Below are 19,978 nucleotides of genomic sequence, written 5' to 3'. Positions count from 1 at the left end.
CGGCTGGATCACGCGGTGCTCCGGACCGCCCTCGGCGACCACCCTGGAGTCGACCCCCGCCCGCGGGCGGGGACGCGACGCACGACAGCGGCCCGCCGGCGCACGGCGGGCCGTACCGCTTGAGAGGGACACGTGACCGACGCCATCCGCAGGCACGACCCGCTGGTGAAGAGCTTCGCCAGCGACAACTACGCAGGGGTCCACCCGGAGATCCTCCAGGCGATCGCCCTGGCCAACGAGGGCCACCAGATCGCCTACGGCGCCGACGTCTACACCGAGGCGCTGCAGGAGGTCTTCCGGCGGCACTTCGGCCCGGCGGCCGAGGTGTGGCCCGTGTTCAACGGCACCGGCGCCAACGTGGTGGCGCTGCGGGCGATGACCGCGCACTGGGAGGCGGTGGTCTGCGCCGAGTCGGCGCACATCCACACCGACGAGGGCGGCGCGCCGGAGCGGGCGGCGGGCCTGAAACTGCTGACCGTGCCCACCCCGGACGGCAAGCTCACCCCCGAGCTCATCGACACCCAGGCGTGGGGCTTCGGCGACGAGCACCGCGCCCAGCCCAAGGTCGTCTCGATCACGCAGTCCACCGAGCTGGGCACCCTCTACACCCCCGAGGAGATCAAGGCGGTCTGCGACCACGCCCACTCCCTGGGCATGCTCGTCCACCTCGACGGCTCCCGCATCACGATCGCGGCCGCCGCGCTGGGCGTGCCGATGCGCGCGTTCACCACGGACGCGGGCGTGGACGTGCTGTCCTTCGGCGGCACCAAGGCCGGGATGATGTTCGGCGAGGCCGTCGTGGTGCTCAACCCCGACGCCGTCCGCGGTCTGCGCTACCTCCGCAAGACCCAGATGCAGCTCGCCTCCAAGATGCGGTTCGTCTCGGTGCAGTTCGAGGCGCTGCTCGCCGGGGACCTGTGGCGGCGCAGCGCGGGCAACGCCCTCGCCATGGCGCGGCGGCTCGCCGACGCCGTCCGGGAGATCCCGGGGGTCCGGGTGCCGCGGCCGGTGGAGGCCAACGCGGTCTTCGCGATCCTGCCGCGCGACGTCACCGAGCGCCTGCAGAAGCGCTACCGCTTCTACACCTGGAACGAGGCCACCGGCGAGGTGCGCTGGATGACCGCCTTCGACACCACGGAGGCCGACGTGGACGCCTTTGCCGCCGCGGTGGCCGAGGAGATAGGATCTTCCGTATGACGACGCGCAGCACAGGGCTGTGGCGGGCCGCCCATCGGCGGACCCGCTTGCCAGCCTGACTGCGCACCCGAACGGCCGCCCTGAACCGGCGGCCGTTTCGCGTTGTACGGCCCGGCGGGCGCGGGCGGCCTCCTTCCACCACAAGGAGCGACCATGACGAAACGCGTTTTCTCCGCCTTCACCGCCAGCGGCCACCTCACGCTCGGCAACCTCCTGGGCGCGATGCTGCCCGCCGTACGGCTCCAGGACGAGGCCGACTGCGTCTACGCGGTCGCCAATCTGCACGCGCTGACGGTCAGGCACGACCCCGCCCTGCTGCGGGAGCGCACCCTGGAGATGGCCACCCTCATGCTGGCCTGCGGGATGGACCGCTCGCTCGTCTACATCCAGTCGGAGGTGCCCGCGCACACCGAGCTGTCCTACCTGCTGGAGTGCACCGCCCACTACGGCGAGATGCGGCGGATGATCCAGTTCAAGGAGAAGTCGGCGGGCAACGAGGAGGTGCGGCTGTCGCTGCTGACCTACCCCGCGCTGATGGCCGCAGACATCCTGCTGCACCAGGCGCACCAGGTGCCGGTGGGGGAGGACCAGCGCCAGCACGTCGAGCTGACCCGCGACCTGGCCCTGCGCTTCAACCACCTGTACGGCGAGACGTTCACGCTGCCGGAGGCGGTGCATCCGCCGGTGGCGGCCCGGGTGATGGACCTGGCCGACCCCACCGCCAAGATGAGCAAGTCGCGGGGATCGGCGGGCACGATCTACCTGCTCGACGACCCGGCCGACGCGCACCGCAAGGTCATGCGCGCGGTGACCGACTCCGGCGGCGAGGTAGTCTTCGACCCCGCGAACAAGCCCGGCGTCTCCAACCTGCTCGCGATCCTGTCCGCGTGCACCGGCAGGCCGGTGGACTCCTTCTCCTACCAGGGCTACGGCGCGCTGAAGCGGGACGTGGCGGAGGCGGTGGTGGAGAGGCTGCGGCCGATCCGGGAACGGCACGCCGAGCTGTCGGCCGACCCGGCGGAGCTGTCGCGGATCCTGACGGCGGGCGCGGCGCGGGCCACCGAGCGCACGGCCGGCCTGATGGCCGCGACCCGGCACGCGATCGGCCTGCCCTCGACCACGCTGCCCCCGGCGGCCCCGGTTCCGGCCGCACCGGCCTCCACTGCGGCCCGTTGAAGGACGCGCGGCGCTGAGGCGCGGGGGACCCGCCCCGGCGGACGGGTCCCCCGCGCCTCAGTTCTTCTGGCCGGTCTCCTTCTCGTAGGCGGTGAGCTGCTGCTCCAGCGCCTTCATCAGCTCGAACACCTGGCTCGGGGGGAGGCGGATGCGGCTGACGATCCGGGTCGGCACGCTCACGAAGTGCTGGCCGGAGGAAGGGTCGTTGGCGAGCTGCGGCGGTCTGGTGATCACCGCGAAGTCGAGGACGAAGCCGTCCTCGGTGTGCCACACGGAGGCGAAGTTGGCGTACTGCCCCGCCTCGACCTCCGCCGAGATGCTCACCTCCAGGCGGTTCTCGGGCTCGTCGTTCACCATGGGTCCTGTCTCCTCAGGGCCGGGTCGCGCCATGCCGTCCCGGCCGGGACCGGGCGTGCGGGGACGTGGCGCGATCGAGGGGGCGGCGGTCAATGGGGCGGTCGGGCGGTCGCGGGGCGGTCAGCGTGTGGGAGGCAGCGGCTCGGCGCCGCGTTTCCTGAGCATGTCGGTCATCAGCGTGATCTCGCCCGTCTGGCCTTCGACGATGTGGCGGGCCATCGTCGCCACCTCGGGACGGTCCGACTGCTTGAGCAGGGCCTCGGCCATCTGCACTCCGCCCACGTGATGCCGGATCATGAGCTGGAGGAACAGGATCTCCTGATCCTTGCCGGTCGCCCCGCGGAGCTTCCCGAGCTCCTCGGGGGTGGCCATGCCCGGCATCTTCGCCGGGGCGGCGGCCGTCCCGCCGTGGCCGTGGCCGCCGGCCATCCACGCCATCGGCGGTCGTTCCGACGACTGCTCCAGATCCCACTGCTGCAGCCAGCCCATGAAAATTCCACGCTGGGCGGTCTGGGTGACGATGATGTCGTAGGCGAACCGCCGCAGATCCTCGTCGGTGCTGCCGTCCCGGGCGATGAAGGCCATGTCCACGGCCTGGGCGTGGTGCGTGGCCATGTCGCGGGCGAACCCGGCCTCGGCGGAGGCGTCGGTCGGATCCGTGTCGCGGCCCACGACCAGCAGGAAGGCCACCGCCAGGACCAGGATTCCGGCCAGCGCGGCGACCGCCGTACGGCGCCGGGGCTTGGGTGCGTCATCGACAAGGGGTTCCATCGCTCACCCAGCGTACCCACTGTGATGAATCGTTGCCGTGTCACACGTTGTGATTTGTTGTTTATTCCTGACACACCTACCTAGGGCATAGTCTGACCCGGAATTGGTCGCTATGGAGGGTCGATGTCGAAGGACAAGACGCAGGCGAGGCGGGAGCATCTTGCCCGGATGCGTGCGGAGCAGAAACGCAAGGAGCGCCGGACCGCCTTTCTGATGTGGGGCATCGGCGGCGCCGTGATCGTCCTGCTCGTCGGTGTGGTGGCCTTCTACATGGTCAATGTGCGGGCGACCACCTCGCTGGACGGCGTCGCCACCGCCGACTACCCCGGCGCCCAGCACGTCGAGACCAAGGTGGCCTACAAGGAGAACCCGCCCATGGGCGGGGAGCACAACCCCGCCTGGCAGACCTGCGCCGTCTACGACAAGCCGATCAACAGCGAGAACGCCGTCCACTCGATGGAGCACGGCGCCGTGTGGATCACCTACCGGCCGGACCTGCCCAAGGACCAGGTGGACAAGCTCAAGGAGCTCGCCTCCCAGGACTACATGCTGATGAGCCCCTACCCGGACCTGCCCGCGAAGATCGTGCTCAGCTCCTGGAACCGGCAGCTCACGGTGAACAGCGCCGACGACCCGCGCGTGCCCAAGTACATCGCCAAGTACCGCAACAGCGGCGACCAGGCCCCCGAACTGGGCGCCTCCTGCACCGGCGGCGTGAACACCACCACCGCCGAGGCTCCGATCCCGGCGGCGGCCCCCTCTCCCGGCGCGTCGGACGCCCCCTCGCCGGGCGCCTCGGACTCTCCGAAGCCGGGCACGTCGCCCGAGCCGTCGGCCTCGCCCAGCTCCAGCTCCTGACCGGCGGTTCCCGCCACCGGCTTCTGATCATGAGCTTCTGACCACCGGTTTCCGATCACCGGAACCCGAGCGGCGCGAAGAGGCCGCCGCCCGATCGGGCGGCGGCCTCTTCCATGTCGTCTTCCACGCCGGGGAGCTTCCGCGTCCTCCGGTTCCGCGTCCTCCGGTTCCATGTCGTCCGAGGTTCCGGACGGCACGGAAGCTCCGTTACTGGTCGGCGGGGGCGGAACCCGCCGACGCCAGGATCTGGTCCAGGGCCGCGGGGGAGGAGGCGATCTGCCCGACCTGGTCCTGGGTCAGGTCCTTGCCGTTGAGCTTCAGCGTGGGCGTGCCCTGGACCTTCTGCTCCTCGGCGTACTTGGTGGCCTTGTCGATGTCGCCGGCCTTCTGCATCCCCGTCACGCACTTCTCGAAGTCCGCGCTGTAGAAGCCGAGGTCGCGGGCCCAGGACAGCAGCTCCGCGTTCTCGAAGCCGTTCTTGCCCTCCACCGGCTGGTGGGTGAAGAGCGTCTTGGCGTACGAGGCCCACTTGTCGGCCGGGGCGCAGAACGCCGCGTTCGCCCCGCGGCGCGAGACCGAGGGCATGGGCTCTGCGAAGGAGGGCGCCTTGAAGAGCTGGAACGGCCGGTAGACCACCTTGGCCTTGCCCTCGGCGGCGGCCTGCTTCAGCGCGTCGCCCGCCGCCTCGTCCAGGCTCTTGCAGGCGGGGCACTGGAAGTCCTCGAAGACCTCCAGGGTGGGGCCGGTGACGCCCTCCTTGCTCATGAGGATCGACCCGTCCTCCTGCCGGGTGGTCGGCGCCAGCGGCCCGGTGTAGGCGACCGCCTTCGGCGCGTCGCCGCCACCACCGGAGCTGTTCTTGACGACGACGAACCCGACCACCACCGCCGACACGAGGACGAGGCCGCCGGCCACGCCCAGCAGCAGTTTGCGCTGCTTGTCGCGGGCCGCCTGGCGCTTTCGCTCCTCCGCGAGCCTCTCCCTGGCGCTTCCTTGCCGGGCGCTCTTGCTCATCTGTGTCGTCTCCTGGGGAATCTTCGTTTCAAAGGGTGGTCAGGTGTTCTCAGGCTCCGCTGCCGAGCCTGCGGTACTCGTCCGTGAGCACCAGGCCGAGCAGCAGCAGCGTGATCACGTGCACGGCCGTGCACCAGAGGCAGATCTTGCCGAGGACGGCGAGTTCGGCGGTGACGAGGTACACCACGAACAGCGTTCCGACGATCACGGAGGCGAGGCGCCCCCAGCGCGCGACCGGGTGGGCCGAGGACCACGCCGCCGGGACGACCAGCGCGCCGAACCCGGCGAAGAACGCCAGCCCCAGCAGGGGGACGGGGATGCCGAACAACTCGGAGTAATCGCTGGTGGTGACGGAGGCGCAGTCGATCGTCGCGTTCTCCGTGCAGAGCGGCACCTCGCCGCGGTAGTGGACGACGGTGAGGTAGACGGAGACCGCCAGACCCGCGAGGGTCAGGAGGCGCAGCGCCGTCAGCAGGCCGGGCGAGCGCACCGGTGCCGTACCGACCCGCGGGTCGACGTTTCCCACCATGAACCATCCTTCTTCTGGGCAAGGGGACTGCGCTCCGCCGCTGGTCGTCCGGGGGAGGGCTCCACCGGCTCGACACCTGGCCGGGCATTGTATGTTAGATTGCCACAGATAAGAAGATCGTTAATAAAGCGGTAGTTTGGCCGCTTTGTGATGGTTTCTGGTAGTCCGGGATTCGCCCGGCCGCGGGTGCCTCGCGGGTGCGGGCCCCCCCGGGCGTGACGCCCGGCGGAAACGGGCGCCGGGCGGAAACGGGCGCCGGGCGGAAACGGGCGCCGGGCCCGTACGGACGCGGGACGGGATCGGTGCCCGGCGGGACGTACCCGGCGCGAGCGGACGTCAGGGCATCGGGACGTCAGGCTGACGCGGGCCTCAGGCCAGGACCCGGTCCAGCGGCATCGCCTCCAGCCCGTGCGCCTCGGCCACGGGCTCGTTCGTCAGGTGTCCCTCGTGCGTGTTCAGGCCCAGGGCCAGCGCCGGGTCGCCGCGCAGCGCCTCCCGCCAGCCCAGGTCGGCGATGGAGACCGCGTAGGGCAGGGTCACGTTGGTCAGCGCGTACGTCGAGGTGTGCGGGACCGCGCCCGGCATGTTGGCCACGCAGTAGAAGACCGAGTCGTGCACCCGGTAGGTCGGCTCGGCGTGGGTGGTGGGGCGGGAGTCCTCGAAGCAGCCGCCCTGGTCGATGGCGATGTCCACCAGGACCGATCCCGGCTTCATCTGCGCCACCAGCTCGTTGCTCACGAGCTTCGGGGCCTTCGCGCCCGGCACCAGGACCGCGCCGATGACCAGGTCGGCGGCCAGGACCGCGCGCTCGATCTCGAAGGTGTTGGAGGCGACCGTCTGGCAGTGCCCCTGGTAGATGACGTCGGCCTGGCGCAGCCGATCGATGTTCTTGTCCAGCAGCACCACCTCGGACTGCATGCCCAGCGCGATCACCGCGGCGTTCATCCCCGACACCCCGGCGCCGATCACCACCACGTTGGCGGCGTGCACGCCCGACACCCCGCCCATCAGGACGCCGCGCCCGCCGCCGGACCTCATCAGGTGGTAGGCCCCCACCTGCGAGGCGAGCCGTCCGGCGACCTCCGACATCGGGGCCAGCAGCGGCAGCGCGCCGTTCGCGGTCTGCACGGTCTCGTAGGCGATCCCGGTGACGCCGGAGTCCAGCATGGCCCTGGTGCACGGCTCCGACGCCGCCAGGTGCAGGTAGGTGAACAGCACCTGCCCCTTGCGCATCCGGTGGTACTCCTCGGCGATCGGCTCCTTGACCTTCAGCACCAGGTCGCCCTCGGCCCACACGTCGTCCGCGGAGGCGAGGATGGTCGCCCCCACGGCCTCGAAGTCGGAGTCGGGGATGGACGACCCGGCTCCGGCGTCCTTCTCGACGAAGACCTCATGACCGTGCCGGGCGAACTCGTGGGCTCCGGCGGGGGTCAGGGCCACCCGGTACTCCTGGTCCTTTACCTCGCGGGGAACGGCGATCTTCATGGCACCTCCAGGATTCGCGCCCGTGTCCTCCTTCACTTTCGGTTCCCTGCAAAGAGAGCACTACGCACATGCTGCAAGGAATCGACCTCCTTTGGTGACGGGTTGTCAAACGCGGTGGCTTCTCATGTTTCCGGAAGTCACCTTGACCATCCGGTTACCCCCTCCTTTGACTGATCGGTAGGCTCGCCGCGAGCACAGCGAGGAATGCGGAGACATGCCGATGGGGAAGCACGCCGGTCCGGGCAGGCGGCCCGTGCCGAAGGGAGCTCCACCCGCGCACCCGGGGCGGGCGGAGCCCCTGACCGCGCCTCTGACCGCCCCGCTCGGTCCGCCCGGGCCCGGGGGCCAGCCGGGTCCGGACGGGCCGGAGGGGTCAGGGGGGTCCGCCGGGGTCCCCGACCCCACGTCGCCCGGGATGCCGGACGTCCTCGGAACGTACGGCGCCGTGCCCTCCGGCCCGCCCGAGGGCGTGCCGCGCCCGGCCGGCGGCGTCCTCGGGCCCGCCGGGGACGACGCCCCGGGGCCGGGCGGGCCGATCCCGCCCGTCCCGCCGATCCCGCCGGTGCCGCCCGGCCCGGTGCGGCCCGGTGAGCCCGGGGCCGTCCCCGATCCCGGGACGCCCGGCGACCCCCGGGCGAGCCGGCTCACCACGGGCGTCCTGATCGCCGCCCTCGTCGTCGTCGTCCTGGTCACCGGTGTGCTCGCCACCCTCGCCGTCCTGATGACCCGCAACCCCGACGCGCCGCTCGGCGCCAGGCCGCCGCAGCGGCTGGCCGCGCCCATCCACTTCGCGCCGGTCCTCGCCGCCCAGCCCGGCCCCTGCGCCAACGCCGAGGACATGCCCGACGAGACCGGGCAGACCTGCTACACGCTGGCCGAGGGGGTCAGCGTGAACGCCGTACGGAAGATCGAGACGGTCCGCGACGCGAACGGCGGCTACGCGGTCAGGGTCGCGTTCGCCCCCGCCTTCCGCGACCTGATCAACGACCTGACCAAGGACGCGCTGAACCAGCAGATCGCGATGGTCGTGCAGGAGAAGGTGCTGGCGGCCCCGCGGGTGGCCCAGGAGATCACCGACGACAGCCTGAGCGTCACCGGGTTCGCCACCAAGGAGGAGGCGGACGCCCTCGTCTCCCGGCTGGGCGGCGTCCCCGGCACCTCCGTGCCCTCGACGCCGCCGCCGGGACGGCCCCAGCCGAACCAGTCGATCTTCACGCCCCCCGGCTCCACGGACTCCGACCCGGCCGCGACGCCCCCGGCGACCCAGCCCACGGCGCCGCCCGCGACGCAACCCGTGGCTCCTCCGGCGACGCAGCCCACGACTCCGCCCGCTACGAACCCCGCAGCCGCGCCCGCGACGACGGCCCCGCCGCAGGGGACCGCGGACCGCCCCACCGCCCCGGCCGACTCCACCACCTCCACCGCCTCCGCGACGCGCACCGGGCGGACCACCGCGCCGGACGGCGCCATCGCACCCGCCGGGGATGGTCACGACCCCCGGTACCGCACGTGCAAGGAGGCGATCGACGACGGATACGGCCCCTACACCAGGGGCCGGCACGCCGAGTACGACTGGTACAGGGACGTGGACGGCGACGGAGTCACCTGCGAGAGCAGGAACTGACCCCGTCCCCGGGCGGGCCCCGCCGGACCCGTGCCCCGGTCGCGCGCCGTACCACCCGGAAGGGTCGCCGGACGGCCGGCGTGTCCGGGCGCCGACACCGGGACGGGACGCCTACTCGGCCAGCGCCCGGATTCCCTCGATGCCGAAGTAGGCCACGAACACCAGCGCGACCACCCAGAGCAGCCACGAGACGTTCCGGGAGCGGCCGAGCGCCGCCTGGATGACCGTGTAGCCGATCACACCGGCGCCGACGCCGTTGGTGATGCTGTAGGTGAACGGCATCAGGACGATCGTCAGGAACGCCGGGATCGCCAGCGTCAGGTCGTCCCACGGCACGTTCCTGGCCTGGGTCATCATCAGCGCGCCCACCAGCACCAGCGCGGGGGCCGCCGCGGCGGCCGGGACGACCGACGACAACGGGGTGAAGAACATCGTCACCAGGAAGACGCCGCCTGTGGTCACCGCCGCGAGGCCGGTCCTGGCGCCCTCGCCGACCCCGGCCGCCGACTCGACGAACACGGTGTTCGCCGAGGCGCTGGAGAAGCCGCCGACCGCGGCGGACACGCCGTCCACGGTCAGGATGGCGCCCAGCCGGGGCACCCGGCCCTCGGCGTCCACCAGTCCGGCCTCGTCGCTGACCCCGATGATCGTGCCCATCGCGTCGAAGAACCCCGACAGCACCAGCGTGAACAGCACGACCAGCGCGGTCACCACCCCGGCACGGGCGAACCCGCCGAACAGGTCGATGTGGCCGATCAGCCCGAAGTCGGGCATGGCCACCACCCCCTCGGGGATCTTCGGCACCACGACGCCCCAGCTCGCCGGGTCGATCCTCGCCACACCGTTGACCACGATCGCCAGCACGGCGGTGACCACGATGGCGATCAGGATGGCCCCCGGCACCTTGCGGACGAACAACACGATCACCAGCAGCAGGCCGAAGCAGAACACCGCCACCGGCCATCCCGTCAGGTGGCCGGTCGTGCCGAGCTGCACCGGTGATCCCGTGCCCTTGCCGACGAAACCGGCGTCGACCAGCCCGATCAGCGCGATGAACATGCCGATGCCCACGCTGATCGCGTGTTTCAGGGCCAGGGGGATCGAGTTCATGATGAGCCGCCGAACCCCGGAGACGGCCAGCAGGACGATGACCGCGCCCTCCAGCACGACCAGCCCCATCGCCTGAGCCCACGTCATGTACGGCGCGGCCTGGTAGGCCACCACGGCGTTCAGTCCCAGCCCGGCCGCCACGCCGAAGGGCGCGTTGCCCACCAGGCCGATCAGGATCGTGCTCACCGCCGCGGCGACGATGGTCGAGGTGGTGAGCTGCGGGATCGACAGCTTCGCCCCGGTGACGTCGGTGGCGCCGCCCAGGATGAGCGGGTTCAGCAGGATGATGTAGGCCATCGCCATGAACGTGGTCAGGCCGCCCCTGACCTCCTGGCCCACCGTCGACCCGCGCGCCGTCAGCTCGAAGAACCGGTCCATGAAATCCCTTTCGAACAGGGATGACCGGATTATCGCTATTTGAGTGCTATGTCAGAAGGACCGGTCCCCCGCCCAGTTACCGTACCGGTTTCCGTCCAGCGCGATGTCGTGGGGGCGGATCGGCACGCGGGGCAGCCGCAGCCCGGTGGCCGCCCGCACGGCCGCCGCCACCGCCGGGGTGGACGACAGCGTCGGGGGCTCGCCCGCGCCCCGCAGGCCGTACGGGGCGTGCGGGTCGGGGTTGGCCAGGACCGACAACCGCATGGGCGGCATGTCGAGGATCGTGGGGATGAGGTAGTCGGTGAAGGACGGGTTCAGCACCCGCCCGCCGGAGACCTGGACCTCCTCCATCAGGGCCAGCCCCAGCCCCTGCGCCGAGCCGCCGTGGATCTGCCCCTCCAGGGCGAGCGGGTTCAGCACCCGCCCCACGTCCTGCACCGCCGCCAGCTCCACCACCTTGACCAGGCCCAGCTCGACGTCGACGTCCACCACGGCGCGGTGCACGCACAACGCGAGCTGGACGTGGGAGTCGCCCTGACCGGTGACCGGGTCCATCGGGAAGGTCGGCCGGTGCCGGTAGATCCCGGTCTCCTCGACGGGCCCGGCCCGCTCCAGCGTCTCCGCCAGGGTCTCCCCGTCCGCCCGCAGGGCCCCCAGCCGCTCCCGTACGGCCCGGCAGGCCGCCCGCACCGCGCCCCCGGTGACGTAGGACTGGCGCGACGCCGAGGAGGACCCCGCCGACCCGACCGTCGTGTCCGCCTGCGCGACCGTCACCAGGCCGACGCCCAGCTCGGTGCGGGCGATCTGCTCCTGGACCGTCACCAGGCCCTGGCCCACCTCGGCGGCGGCGGTGTGCACCAGGACGTGCGGCTCGCCGCCGAGCAGCTCCACCCGGACCCGGGCGGTGGAGTGGTCGTCGAAGCCCTCCGAGAAGCAGATGTTCTTGATGCCCACGCCGTACCCGACGCCGCGCCGCACCCCCTCGCCGTGGGTGGTCTGCGCGACTCCGCCGGGCAGGTCCAGCAGATCCGGCGGGTCCGGCGGGCCCGCCGTACCCGGCTCCGGGGGATCCGCCGATTCCGGGACGGCCGCCGCCGGGCGGGACGGTTCCGGGGGCAGCGGCATGGCGGCGAGCTCGCGCAGCATGTCCGCCAGCGGCGCGGGGGAGTCGATCACCTGCCCGGTGACCAGCCGCGACCCCTGCGACACCGCGTTGCGCACCCGGATCTCGACCGGGGACAGCCCGCACGCCTCGGCCAGCCGGTCCATCTGCGACTCGTAGGCGAAACACGCCTGCACCGCGCCGAACCCGCGCATCGCCCCGCAGGGCGGGTTGTTGGTGTAGACGCCGTAGGCGTCGATCCACACGTTCGGCGCCTCGTACGGCCCCACCCCGAGGGACGCCGCGTTGCCGACGACGGCGGGGGTGGAGGAGCAGTAGGCGCCGCCGTCGAGCAGGATCTCCGCCCGGACGTACCGCAGCCTGCCGTCGCGGTCCGCGCCGTGCTCGTAGCGCATCCGGGCCGGGTGGCGGTGGACGTGGCCGAAGAACGACTCCTCGCGGCCGTAGACCATCTTCACCGGCCGCCCGGTGCGCAGCGCCAGCATGCACGCGTGGACCTGCATGGACAGGTCCTCACGGGCGCCGAACGCGCCGCCCACCCCGGCCAGCGTCAGCCGTACCAGCTCCGGCGGCAGGCCCAGGCAGGGCGCGATCTGGTCGCGGTCCGCGTGCAGCCACTGGGTGGCGACGAACAGGTCCACGCCGCCGTCCTCGGCCGGCACGGCCAGCCCCGACTCCGGCCCCAGGAACGCCTGGTCCTGCATGCCGACCTCGTACTCCCCGGTGACCACCACGGGGGCGGTGAAGTCGCCGCCGACCCGGACCGGCTGGTGGCGCACCACGTTGCCGCCGTCGTGCACCGCCGGGCAGGACGGGTCGAAGGCGGCCCGCCGCGGGTCGACGACCGCCTCGGTGACCTCGTAGTCCACGACGATCGCCTCGGCCGCCCGCCGCGCCCGCTCCGGATGGTCCGCGGCGACGATCGCGACCGGCTCCCCCTGGTAGCGGACCCGATCCGTCGCCAGGACCGGCTGGTCGCGGCGGTCCAGGCCGTAGAACCGCTCACCCGGGACGTCCTCGCAGGTCAGCGCCGCCAGCACGCCGGGCATGGCCAGCGCCGGGCCGACGTCGACGGAGCGGATCCGGGCCGAGGGGTGCGGGCTGCGCAGCGTCGCCCCCCAGACCATGTCCGCGAGGTAGAGATCGGAGGAGTAGGCGAACTCGCCCGTCACCTTCAGCGTCCCGTCGGGGCGCGGCGCGCTGCGCCCGACGCCCAGATCGTGCCCGACGCCCGGATCATGCCCGCGCTCCCGGCTCTGGCCCCGGTCCGGCCGGGTCTCGGTGCCGCTCATCTCTGCAGTACAACAGCCGGAGCCCGGCCCGGACAGGCAAGGACACGACGAAACCCCGGATGAGCCCGCCGGTGGTTCTTGTAGTTTCATCCAATCATGCGGATACGTGACCTGCTCGCCATCGAGGAGCTCCGGCTCACCCTCCTCACGGGCGAGGAACACCTGGACCGGAGCTTCACCGGCGTGCAGATCACCGACCTGCCCGACCCGGGACGCTACCTGTCGCCCGGCGAGCTGGTGCTCTCCGGGCTCATGTGGCGCACCGGCCCCGAGGACTCCGAACGGTTCGTGCGCCGCCTGGTCGAGGCCGGGGTGGCCGCCCTCGGCGCCGGCCGCGCCTGGCTCGGCACCGTCCCCGGCGACCTGGTCCGGGCCTGCGAGGAGTACGGCCTGCCGCTGATGGAGGTGCCGGTCGAGGTCTCCTTCCGGAGCGTCGCCGAGATGATCACCCCCCGGCACGCCGAGCTGCGTGACGCCCTCGGCCGCCACCGCCGGATCGTCGCCGCCGTCGCCGAGGGCGCGGGCCTCGAGGAGCTGTTCGCGCTGATGGACGCCGAGCTGCGGATGACCGGCGCGGTCGTCTCGGCCACCGGCGCGGTCATCGCCGGGACGCTCCCGGACGCGGGCACCGTCCTTGGCCCCCGGACCGGAGGCCTCACCCCTCGTTCCCAGGCGGCGAAGTCCCCGGACGAGGCCGGGGAGGGACATGACCCGGACGGCGAGGCCGTCGCCGTCCGGCTGGCCCGCGAGTTCCTCACCGCGCCCCGGCTGCCCCACGTGGTCCGCACCCCGGCCGGGACCTTCACCCTCTTCGGTGTGGGCCGCGAGCACCGGGCCGCCGGCTGGACGCTGGCCTGCGGTGGCGACCTGATCGCCGAGACCGACGTGGGCTTCGAGCTGGCCGCCTGCGTCGCCCTGGAACGCGGCCGGATGGAGGAGGGCCGGCGGGTCGAACGCCGGCTCGCCGGGCAGCTCGTCGCGCTGGCCGCCTCCGGGGCGGGCGACCGGGCCGAGCTGGGGGCGGGCCTGCGGACCTGCGGGATCGGCCCGGCCGAGCCGTACTGCGTGGTGAGCGCGACCGTGACCGGACCCGGATCGGCCCGGGAGGCCGACCCGGCCGCGCTCGGCGGCCGGATCCTGGAGGAGCTGCTGCGCCCCCGGACCACGGCCGCCGCGGTGACGCCGGACGGAGCCCTGGCGCTGGTGCCGCTGGCCGGCGGCCCGCCGTACTCCACGGCGGGTGAGCCGGCCGGGGCGCTGCGGGCCGGGGCGGAGGTGCTGGCGGCCGGGCTGCCCGGCCTCCGGTTGTCGATCGGGGTGAGCGCCGCGCTGACCGGCTCGCCCGCGCTGCGGGGCGGCCTGGAGGAGGCCGGGCACGCCCGGCGGCTGGCCGAGGCGCGCGGCGGGGGAGTCGTCACCAGCGACGAGATCTACACGCACGCGCTGCTGCTGGCGACCGTCCCCGGCGACGTGCGGCGGTCGTTCACCGAGAGGACGCTGGAACCGATCCTCGACTACGACCGGCGCCACCGGTCGGAGCTGCTGCGGACGCTGGAGGTGTTCCTCGACTGCGCGGGTTCCTGGAACGCCTGCGCCGAACGCCTGCACGTCCACGTCAACACGGTCCGCTACCGCATCCACCGGGTGGAGGAGCTGACCGGGCGGGACCTGTCGGCGATGGCCGACCGGGTGGACCTGTTCCTGGCGCTCAGGGCGTCATGATCCGGCGAGGGGGTTCCGCCTCCTCCCCACGTACTTCCCGCAACGCGGCCTCCTCCTCGGCCAGCTGCTGGTCCAGCTCCTCATTGCCAGTGGCCTGTGCGGTCGCGACGGAGCGTGCCAGATAGGCCGCCGCCTGCTCGGTATCACCGAGAACCCGGGCTGCGCGGGCCAACCCCAGCAGCAGATACGGCTCGGCGACATCGATGTTCGCGGCGCGCGCGCACGTCAGCGCGGTCTCGTAACAGGTTTTGGCCGACAGAGGATCCCCGAGATCGAGGTGAACCTCGCCAAGGATCTCGAGGATGCCCGCCTCGTGGTAGGCGTCACCATGCCTGCGTATCCGGTTCAAGGCTTCGTTCAACACCGTCAGCGCTTCGTCGAAACGGTGCAGGCGGCGGTACGCGGAGCCGAGCAGGTTCATCGCGAAATGCTGTCCCGACGCGAAGCCGATCGCCTCAGCGACCTTCCGCTGTTCCTCGGCGCAGCGGATCGTCTCCTCGTAGCGGCCCAGGTTGCAGAGGATCCTGGCGAGGCTTCCCAGGGCTTTCTGCTCGCCGTACAGATCACCTTGTTCGCGGCAAAGGGCCAGCTGTTCCTCGATATGAGGCATGGCCTCTTCGGAGCGGTTGCTCATGGTGAGGGCGAGGCCCACGAAGTTGTGTGCCTCCGCTTCCATGGCGGGGTCGTTCAGTCGTCGTCCGGTCTCGAGGCTCTGCCGGCTGATCGAGAGAAGATAGGAAGGAGAGCCGCAGTAGTGGAGATGCCAGCAGATTGGAAAGGCGAGGGCGGCTCCAAGGTAGGCGGTCCGCTCCTCGGCGGAGGTCATCGCCTGCGAGGCCGCCGACAAGAGGTTGGCCTGCTCGCTCTCGAACCACCCATGGGCCTCTTCTTCGGAGGCGAGCTGTAGAGGAGCGGCATCAAGATCCTCAGCCACTATTCGGGTGACACGGTAGCCGAGCTGGACTGCCAGGTGCGCAGTCGCGATGTAGAACTCCAGTGCGCGTTTCAGAGTGTCAGTTCGAGCGTCCTGGTTTTCGTTTTTAAGCGCCTGCTCACCCGCGAACAGGCGCACCAGGTCGTGCAGCCGATATCTTCTGGCCCCATCGACCTCCACGAGGTGACCGTCGGCCAGCCGTTCCAAGGCGCGTTCGGCCTCGTCGGCGGGGACGTCCAAGAGGGCGCCGACGACGTGCGGTGTCACGTCGGGCACCCGCAGCACCCCCAGCGCGCGCAGCGCGCGGGCGGCCTCGCGGTCGAGGTCGTCGGCACTTCCGGCGAGCAGGTCGTAGCTGACCCCCAGGCTCGACCGCACGGCGATGTCGCCAGCCTCCAGTTCCCGCAGCCGTCTCCGCTCGTCCTGGAGTCGCTCCACCAGGTCGGCGACCTCCCACCGGGGCCGGTTCGCCAGCCGGGCCCCGGCGACGGCCACGGCCAGCGGCAGGCCGCCGCACAGCTCGACCAGGCGTGCCGTGGACTCCGGGTCACGCCCGGTCCGTTCGGCGCCCGCCAGTTTGGCCAGCATGGCGGCCGCCTCCACCTGCCGCAGCCGGCCGATCGGCACGGGGACGCAGTCGTCGACCAGGGCGAAGGTCCGGCGGCTGTTCACCAGGACCGTATTGCCCTCCGGCACCGAGAGCAGGGGGCGGACCTGGGGAAGATCGACGACGTCGTCCAGCACGACGAGGATGCTCCTGCCGTCGAGCAGGCTCCGCCACAGCGCGGCGGCCTCGTCGACGTCGGTGGGCACCGCCTGGGAGGCGATCCCCAGGGCCCGCAGGAATCTGCCGAGTACTTCCAGAGGTTCCAGCGGCCGCAGGCCGGGGGTCGCCCCGTGCAGGTTGGCGTAGAGCTGCCCGTCCGGGAAGTGGCCGCGAGCCGTGTGTGCGGCCCGGATGGTCAGGGCGGACTTGCCCGCCCCCGGCGGCCCGGTGATCGCGACGACGTGGTGGGGTAGCCCGCCGTCCCAGGGGGAGAGCAGCGATCTGAGCCGGACCAGTTCCTCGGCGCGGCCGACGAATCCGCCCGGGTCGCGCGGTAACTGACGGGGGATCGGAACGTTCCCGGCCGCCCCGGCGGAATGCTCGGGTTCGGAAGGAGGAACCGGACGGGTGAGCTCGGTGGAGGAGATGATCCGGCGGTGGAGGTCCCGGATCGTGGGGGAGGGTTCCAGTCCTGTCCTCTCCATGACGGCCTTCGCCAGCCGTTCGTAGGCGTGAAGGGCCGCGGCGCGGTCTCCCGAACCGTGCAGGGCCAGCATGAGCTGCCCCCAGAGCCGCTCCCGTGCCGGGTTGGCGCCGGTCGCGGCACGCAGGTCCGGCACGGCCTCGGCGTATCTCTCCAGCCCGAGCCGGACCTCCGAGAACTCCTCCAGCGCGGCGAGACGTTCCTCGGACAGGCCGGCCGCCGCGTCGTTCAGGGCCCGGGTCCCCCGGGCGTTCGGGAAGGGATCTCCCCGCCACAGGTCGAGGGCTCGCTGGTAGTGGTGGTGCGCGGTCTCCGCCCGGTGGTCCTGGACGGCGCGCCTTCCCCGGCGGACGTGCTCGCGGAAGGCCAGCAGGTCGAGGTCCTCCTCGCCGAGGGTGACGAGGTAGGTGTTCGCCTGGGTCTCGATCGGGGCCGAGCGGGGGGCACCGGGGGAGAGGAGTCGCCGCAGCGTGTGAACGTACGTCTTGAGGTTCTGCTCGGCGGACGCCGGAGGGTCGTCGCCCCAGACCGCGTCCGTCAGGTATCCGAAGGATGCCGGGATGCCGGCCCGGAGGAGGAGCGCCACGAGGAGTTGGCGCTGTTTCAGCCGGGGGATCGGAATGATCTGCCTCTCGTCGTTGCGAACCTCCAAACCGCCGAGCATCGAAAATGTCATTCGTTGAGCCCCATGGTCAGTACGCCCGGGGCTTCCCGAGCGTCTCCAACGAATTCATCCAGCTTGATAGCATTCAGCTTACCGATCAAGGCGTCGGGGCGTCTATTGCGGTTCGTAATATATTTTCGGTGTATCCCGGCTTGTCGTTGACTGCCGGCGCCGGTGCGGCTGTCGGCGTGAACGGCGAATACGCGTCCGCCGGGACGCGGGCGATCGGAGAGTGGGATGCAATTCGTCGAGGAAGCTCCCCGTACACGAACCCTTGGGCATCGTCCGACAGGTGGTCGGCGATCATGCGCGGAAGCAGCCGGTCACGAGGTCAGGCGGTGTGTCGGGGCCGAAGGGTGTGGAGAAGGCCGGGAAATGATCGAGTCCGGAGCCTGAATTCAGTTTCCGCTGCGGATGGCCGGTCGAACCGCTACCTGTGGGATTTTCATACTTTGGACCGTTTGAATTCCGGTCAGAACGTTTTCAAGTCGCGCCGCTCGCGAATATTGTTAATTTTACTTTCCTCCATGAGGCATTCGGCTCGTGAAGGTCATCCGCCTGTGTTCGGCGCTCCTCTTTTCACGTCGCAGCGGACCGCCCTCACCGGCGCATGTTCTGAGAATTCCCTGTTTCGGGTGCCGGTGGGGCCGTGAACGAAACAGGCGCCCTTTGCGCTTTCCCCACGGGGGGATCGTGGGAGCGCGTAGGGCGCCTGGCTGCTTCGGGACTGCATGGCCTGCCGAGAGGGAGGCCGTGGACGGCCGGTCCCGCTTCAGCCTGGGTAGTTCCAGCCGAACGCGGACTGCGTGTCCTGGGCTGCAGCTTGCTGAGTGCTGTCTCGCAGGGGGGCAGACGAATCGGCGCTGGCGGCCGTAGCATGGCCTGCGACGGAGAACGCTGCGACCATGAAGGCGGCGAGGGCGGACAAGATGAGGCGTCGGCGCACGGGGGAGGCTCCTGTCGTGGGTTCTGCTGCTAGAAATACATTTTTCAAGGAGTAACGTGACTGGTCAAGGTTTGATCGGGCAACGCATCAAAACCGTTCGCCGCCAGCGTGGTCTTTCCCAGGCCCAGCTCGCCCATCCGGAATTGTCCGATAGCTATGTCTCTCTCATTGAGAGCGGCAAGCGTACCCCAACGCCCGCGGTGCTTGAGCTCCTGGCCCACAAACTGGACTGCTCCCTCACCTATCTCGTTAACGGCGTGACCGCTGAGCAGATGCAGGAGATCGAGCTCAACCTGGGCTACGCCCGGATCGCGATGGAGAACGGCGAGGTCACGGAGGCCCGCACGCGCTACGCGGAGGTTCTCGCAGACGAGGGCGTGGCGGGTCTCCCTCACCTCAGGCAGGAAGCCGAGTACGGACTGGCGCTGGCCACTGAAGCATGCGGTGACCTGGACGGGGCGATCACTCTGCTCAACACTCTCCGCCGGGACGATGCGGGAACGATGTCACCCGAGCGTCATGTCGCCATCGTGGTCGCCCTCTCGCGTTGCTATCGGGAGCAAGGAGATTTAGGGCAGGCGGTGGAAGTCGTCGAGCAGATCCTGGGCGGTGCGGTGCGGCCTGCCTGGACCAACGACTTGGTGAAGCTGGGCACCCAGCTTCTGGCGGCCTACATCGACCGGGGGGACATGCTCCGCTCCCGGCAGTTCGCTGCGGAACTGCTCGCCGCGGCAGAGCTGATCGGCAATCCCTTGACGATCTCCTGGACGAACTGGACCGCAGCCATCGTCGCGGCCGAGACCGGCCACAATGACGAGGCGACCGCGTACGCCGAACGAGCCCTCGCGGTCCAGTCCGAGCAGGAGGATCCTCGTCTTCTCGCGCTGCTTCGCAGTGACTACCTTCAGGTCATGTTGCTGGCACGCCCCGCGCAGGCCGATGCCTGGCGCGACGGCTTGGAGAGACTACAGGGTGAGTTGCAGGAAAGTTCGGCAAGCACGATCAACAAACTGCGTTGCACGATGAACCTCGTCCGCGCAGAACTGCTGCTGTCGCGCCCGGAGCAGGCGAATGAGCACATCCGTACCGCCTATGCCATCCTCGACGGGATGCCGCAGGCGCTGCAGGCCGAGGCGCGCATGCTCCTCTGCGAGACCCTTGCTGAGGTCGGCATGCAGGAGAAGGCTCTTCAGGAGTTCCACAGGGCGGAACAGGCACTGACGCATCTGCCGTCCACCCGCTCCACCGCCCACCTCTGGCTGACCGCCGCGCAGGTCCTGGAGCGGATCGACGAGCCCGCGCGCGGGGCCGACGCCTACCGGCGGGCACTGGCCTGCGTCGACCTGTAGGCCTCCGGTGACCGTGAAGCCCACGGCACCCACGGAGTCCTCGATGCCCGCCGCACCGGTCGCGGACGCCGCGACCACGGCGGCGCTCGGGGCGCCGGTGACCGTCGCGGGCTCTGGAGACCGGCCGATGGCCCCGCCCGGCGCCCCACGACGCGCCGTGGGACCGGGGCGGGGGCTTCGGGACCGGTCGGTGGCGTCG

The 19,978-nt window shown here is 71.1% G+C and carries 14 protein-coding genes; 6 read left to right on the top strand and 8 right to left on the bottom strand.

All coding sequences use genetic code 11. The features are described 5' to 3' along the window. Positions 1 to 132: 132 nt before the first annotated feature. Positions 133 to 1,197, top strand: a complete 1,065-nt coding sequence (locus AB0D67_RS25475; RefSeq protein WP_362940641.1) for a low specificity L-threonine aldolase — start codon at positions 133 to 135, stop codon at positions 1,195 to 1,197. 153 nt (positions 1,198 to 1,350) lie between these two features. After that, positions 1,351 to 2,373, top strand: coding sequence for a tryptophan--tRNA ligase (gene trpS, locus AB0D67_RS25470; RefSeq protein ID WP_362940638.1), 1,023 nt, complete (start codon positions 1,351 to 1,353; stop codon positions 2,371 to 2,373). A 57-nt stretch (positions 2,374 to 2,430) separates the two neighbouring features. On the opposite strand, the gene AB0D67_RS25465 is transcribed toward trpS, so the two are convergent. Next, on the bottom strand, positions 2,431 to 2,730 hold the full coding sequence (locus AB0D67_RS25465) for a DUF3467 domain-containing protein (protein WP_218911607.1): 300 nt from the start codon (positions 2,728 to 2,730) through the stop codon (positions 2,431 to 2,433). 120 nt (positions 2,731 to 2,850) lie between these two features. Continuing rightward, on the bottom strand, positions 2,851 to 3,501 hold the full coding sequence (locus tag AB0D67_RS25460) for a DUF305 domain-containing protein (RefSeq protein ID WP_362940635.1): 651 nt from the start codon (positions 3,499 to 3,501) through the stop codon (positions 2,851 to 2,853). A gap of 123 nt (positions 3,502 to 3,624) precedes the next feature. Between AB0D67_RS25460 and AB0D67_RS25455 the strand changes: the two genes are divergently transcribed. Then, the gene (locus AB0D67_RS25455; protein WP_362940632.1) at positions 3,625 to 4,359 is read left to right on the top strand and encodes a DUF3105 domain-containing protein; all 735 of its coding nucleotides are present in this window, start codon (positions 3,625 to 3,627) and stop codon (positions 4,357 to 4,359) included. A gap of 207 nt (positions 4,360 to 4,566) precedes the next feature. On the opposite strand, the gene AB0D67_RS25450 is transcribed toward AB0D67_RS25455, so the two are convergent. From AB0D67_RS25450 to ald, 3 genes are all read right to left on the bottom strand, one after another. Beyond that, on the bottom strand, positions 4,567 to 5,373 hold the full coding sequence (locus AB0D67_RS25450; RefSeq protein WP_362940629.1) for a thioredoxin domain-containing protein: 807 nt from the start codon (positions 5,371 to 5,373) through the stop codon (positions 4,567 to 4,569). Between the two features lie 49 nt (positions 5,374 to 5,422). Beyond that, positions 5,423 to 5,902 (bottom strand): vitamin K epoxide reductase family protein, encoded by a 480-nt coding sequence (locus AB0D67_RS25445; protein ID WP_362940626.1) that lies wholly within the window; start codon positions 5,900 to 5,902, stop codon positions 5,423 to 5,425. A gap of 369 nt (positions 5,903 to 6,271) precedes the next feature. Beyond that, the gene (gene ald / locus AB0D67_RS25440) at positions 6,272 to 7,387 is read right to left on the bottom strand and encodes an alanine dehydrogenase (RefSeq protein ID WP_362940623.1); all 1,116 of its coding nucleotides are present in this window, start codon (positions 7,385 to 7,387) and stop codon (positions 6,272 to 6,274) included. Between the two features lie 415 nt (positions 7,388 to 7,802). Here ald and AB0D67_RS25435 point away from each other — a divergent pair, with 415 nt between their 5' ends. Next, on the top strand, positions 7,803 to 9,011 hold the full coding sequence (locus tag AB0D67_RS25435) for an excalibur calcium-binding domain-containing protein (protein WP_362940620.1): 1,209 nt from the start codon (positions 7,803 to 7,805) through the stop codon (positions 9,009 to 9,011). Positions 9,012 to 9,122: 111 nt separating this feature from the next. Here AB0D67_RS25435 and AB0D67_RS25430 read toward each other — a convergent pair whose 3' ends face one another. Both AB0D67_RS25430 and AB0D67_RS25425 read right to left on the bottom strand, forming a co-directional pair. Continuing rightward, complete coding sequence (locus AB0D67_RS25430; protein ID WP_362940617.1) at positions 9,123 to 10,499, bottom strand: NCS2 family permease; 1,377 nt, start codon at positions 10,497 to 10,499, stop codon at positions 9,123 to 9,125. A 51-nt stretch (positions 10,500 to 10,550) separates the two neighbouring features. After that, a complete protein-coding gene (locus AB0D67_RS25425) occupies positions 10,551 to 12,914 on the bottom strand; it encodes a molybdopterin cofactor-binding domain-containing protein (RefSeq protein WP_362940614.1) in 2,364 nt (787 codons plus the stop codon). A 96-nt stretch (positions 12,915 to 13,010) separates the two neighbouring features. Here AB0D67_RS25425 and AB0D67_RS25420 point away from each other — a divergent pair, with 96 nt between their 5' ends. Then, positions 13,011 to 14,636, top strand: a complete 1,626-nt coding sequence (locus AB0D67_RS25420) for a PucR family transcriptional regulator ligand-binding domain-containing protein (RefSeq protein ID WP_362940611.1) — start codon at positions 13,011 to 13,013, stop codon at positions 14,634 to 14,636. Here AB0D67_RS25420 and AB0D67_RS25415 read toward each other — a convergent pair. Continuing rightward, positions 14,623 to 17,484 carry a BTAD domain-containing putative transcriptional regulator gene (locus AB0D67_RS25415; RefSeq protein ID WP_362940608.1) on the bottom strand — a complete coding sequence of 954 codons (2,862 nt, stop codon included), beginning with the start codon at positions 17,482 to 17,484 and terminating at the stop codon, positions 14,623 to 14,625. The genes AB0D67_RS25420 and AB0D67_RS25415 overlap by 14 nt on opposite strands. Before the next feature lie 1,002 nt (positions 17,485 to 18,486). Between AB0D67_RS25415 and AB0D67_RS25410 the strand changes: the two genes are divergently transcribed. Next, positions 18,487 to 19,779 (top strand): helix-turn-helix transcriptional regulator, encoded by a 1,293-nt coding sequence (locus AB0D67_RS25410; protein WP_362940605.1) that lies wholly within the window; start codon positions 18,487 to 18,489, stop codon positions 19,777 to 19,779. The last annotated feature ends 199 nt before the right edge of the window (positions 19,780 to 19,978 follow it).

Source organism: Streptosporangium sp. NPDC048047 (assembly GCF_040653115.1).
Taxonomy (GTDB): Bacteria; Actinomycetota; Actinomycetes; order Streptosporangiales; family Streptosporangiaceae; genus Streptosporangium.
The sequence above is the reverse complement of the archived record's forward strand: the minus strand, read 5'-3'. Positions and strand labels throughout refer to the sequence as shown.

What these genes read in the sequence shown, in the direction of transcription:
- trpS (WP_362940638.1), top strand. Translation starts at nt 1,351, where the DNA reads ATGACGAAACGCGTTTTCTCCGCCTTCACCGCCAGCGGCCACCTCACG.
- AB0D67_RS25465 (WP_218911607.1), bottom strand. Translation starts at nt 2,730, where the DNA reads ATGGTGAACGACGAGCCCGAGAACCGCCTGGAGGTGAGCATCTCGGCG.
- AB0D67_RS25460 (WP_362940635.1), bottom strand. Translation starts at nt 3,501, where the DNA reads ATGGAACCCCTTGTCGATGACGCACCCAAGCCCCGGCGCCGTACGGCG.
- AB0D67_RS25455 (WP_362940632.1), top strand. Translation starts at nt 3,625, where the DNA reads ATGTCGAAGGACAAGACGCAGGCGAGGCGGGAGCATCTTGCCCGGATG.
- AB0D67_RS25450 (WP_362940629.1), bottom strand. Translation starts at nt 5,373, where the DNA reads ATGAGCAAGAGCGCCCGGCAAGGAAGCGCCAGGGAGAGGCTCGCGGAG.
- AB0D67_RS25445 (WP_362940626.1), bottom strand. Translation starts at nt 5,902, where the DNA reads ATGGTGGGAAACGTCGACCCGCGGGTCGGTACGGCACCGGTGCGCTCG.
- ald (WP_362940623.1), bottom strand. Translation starts at nt 7,387, where the DNA reads ATGAAGATCGCCGTTCCCCGCGAGGTAAAGGACCAGGAGTACCGGGTG.
- AB0D67_RS25435 (WP_362940620.1), top strand. Translation starts at nt 7,803, where the DNA reads ATGCCGGACGTCCTCGGAACGTACGGCGCCGTGCCCTCCGGCCCGCCC.
- AB0D67_RS25430 (WP_362940617.1), bottom strand. Translation starts at nt 10,499, where the DNA reads ATGGACCGGTTCTTCGAGCTGACGGCGCGCGGGTCGACGGTGGGCCAG.
- AB0D67_RS25425 (WP_362940614.1), bottom strand. Translation starts at nt 12,914, where the DNA reads ATGAGCGGCACCGAGACCCGGCCGGACCGGGGCCAGAGCCGGGAGCGC.
- AB0D67_RS25420 (WP_362940611.1), top strand. Translation starts at nt 13,011, where the DNA reads ATGCGGATACGTGACCTGCTCGCCATCGAGGAGCTCCGGCTCACCCTC.
- AB0D67_RS25415 (WP_362940608.1), bottom strand. Translation starts at nt 17,484, where the DNA reads ATGCTCGGCGGTTTGGAGGTTCGCAACGACGAGAGGCAGATCATTCCG.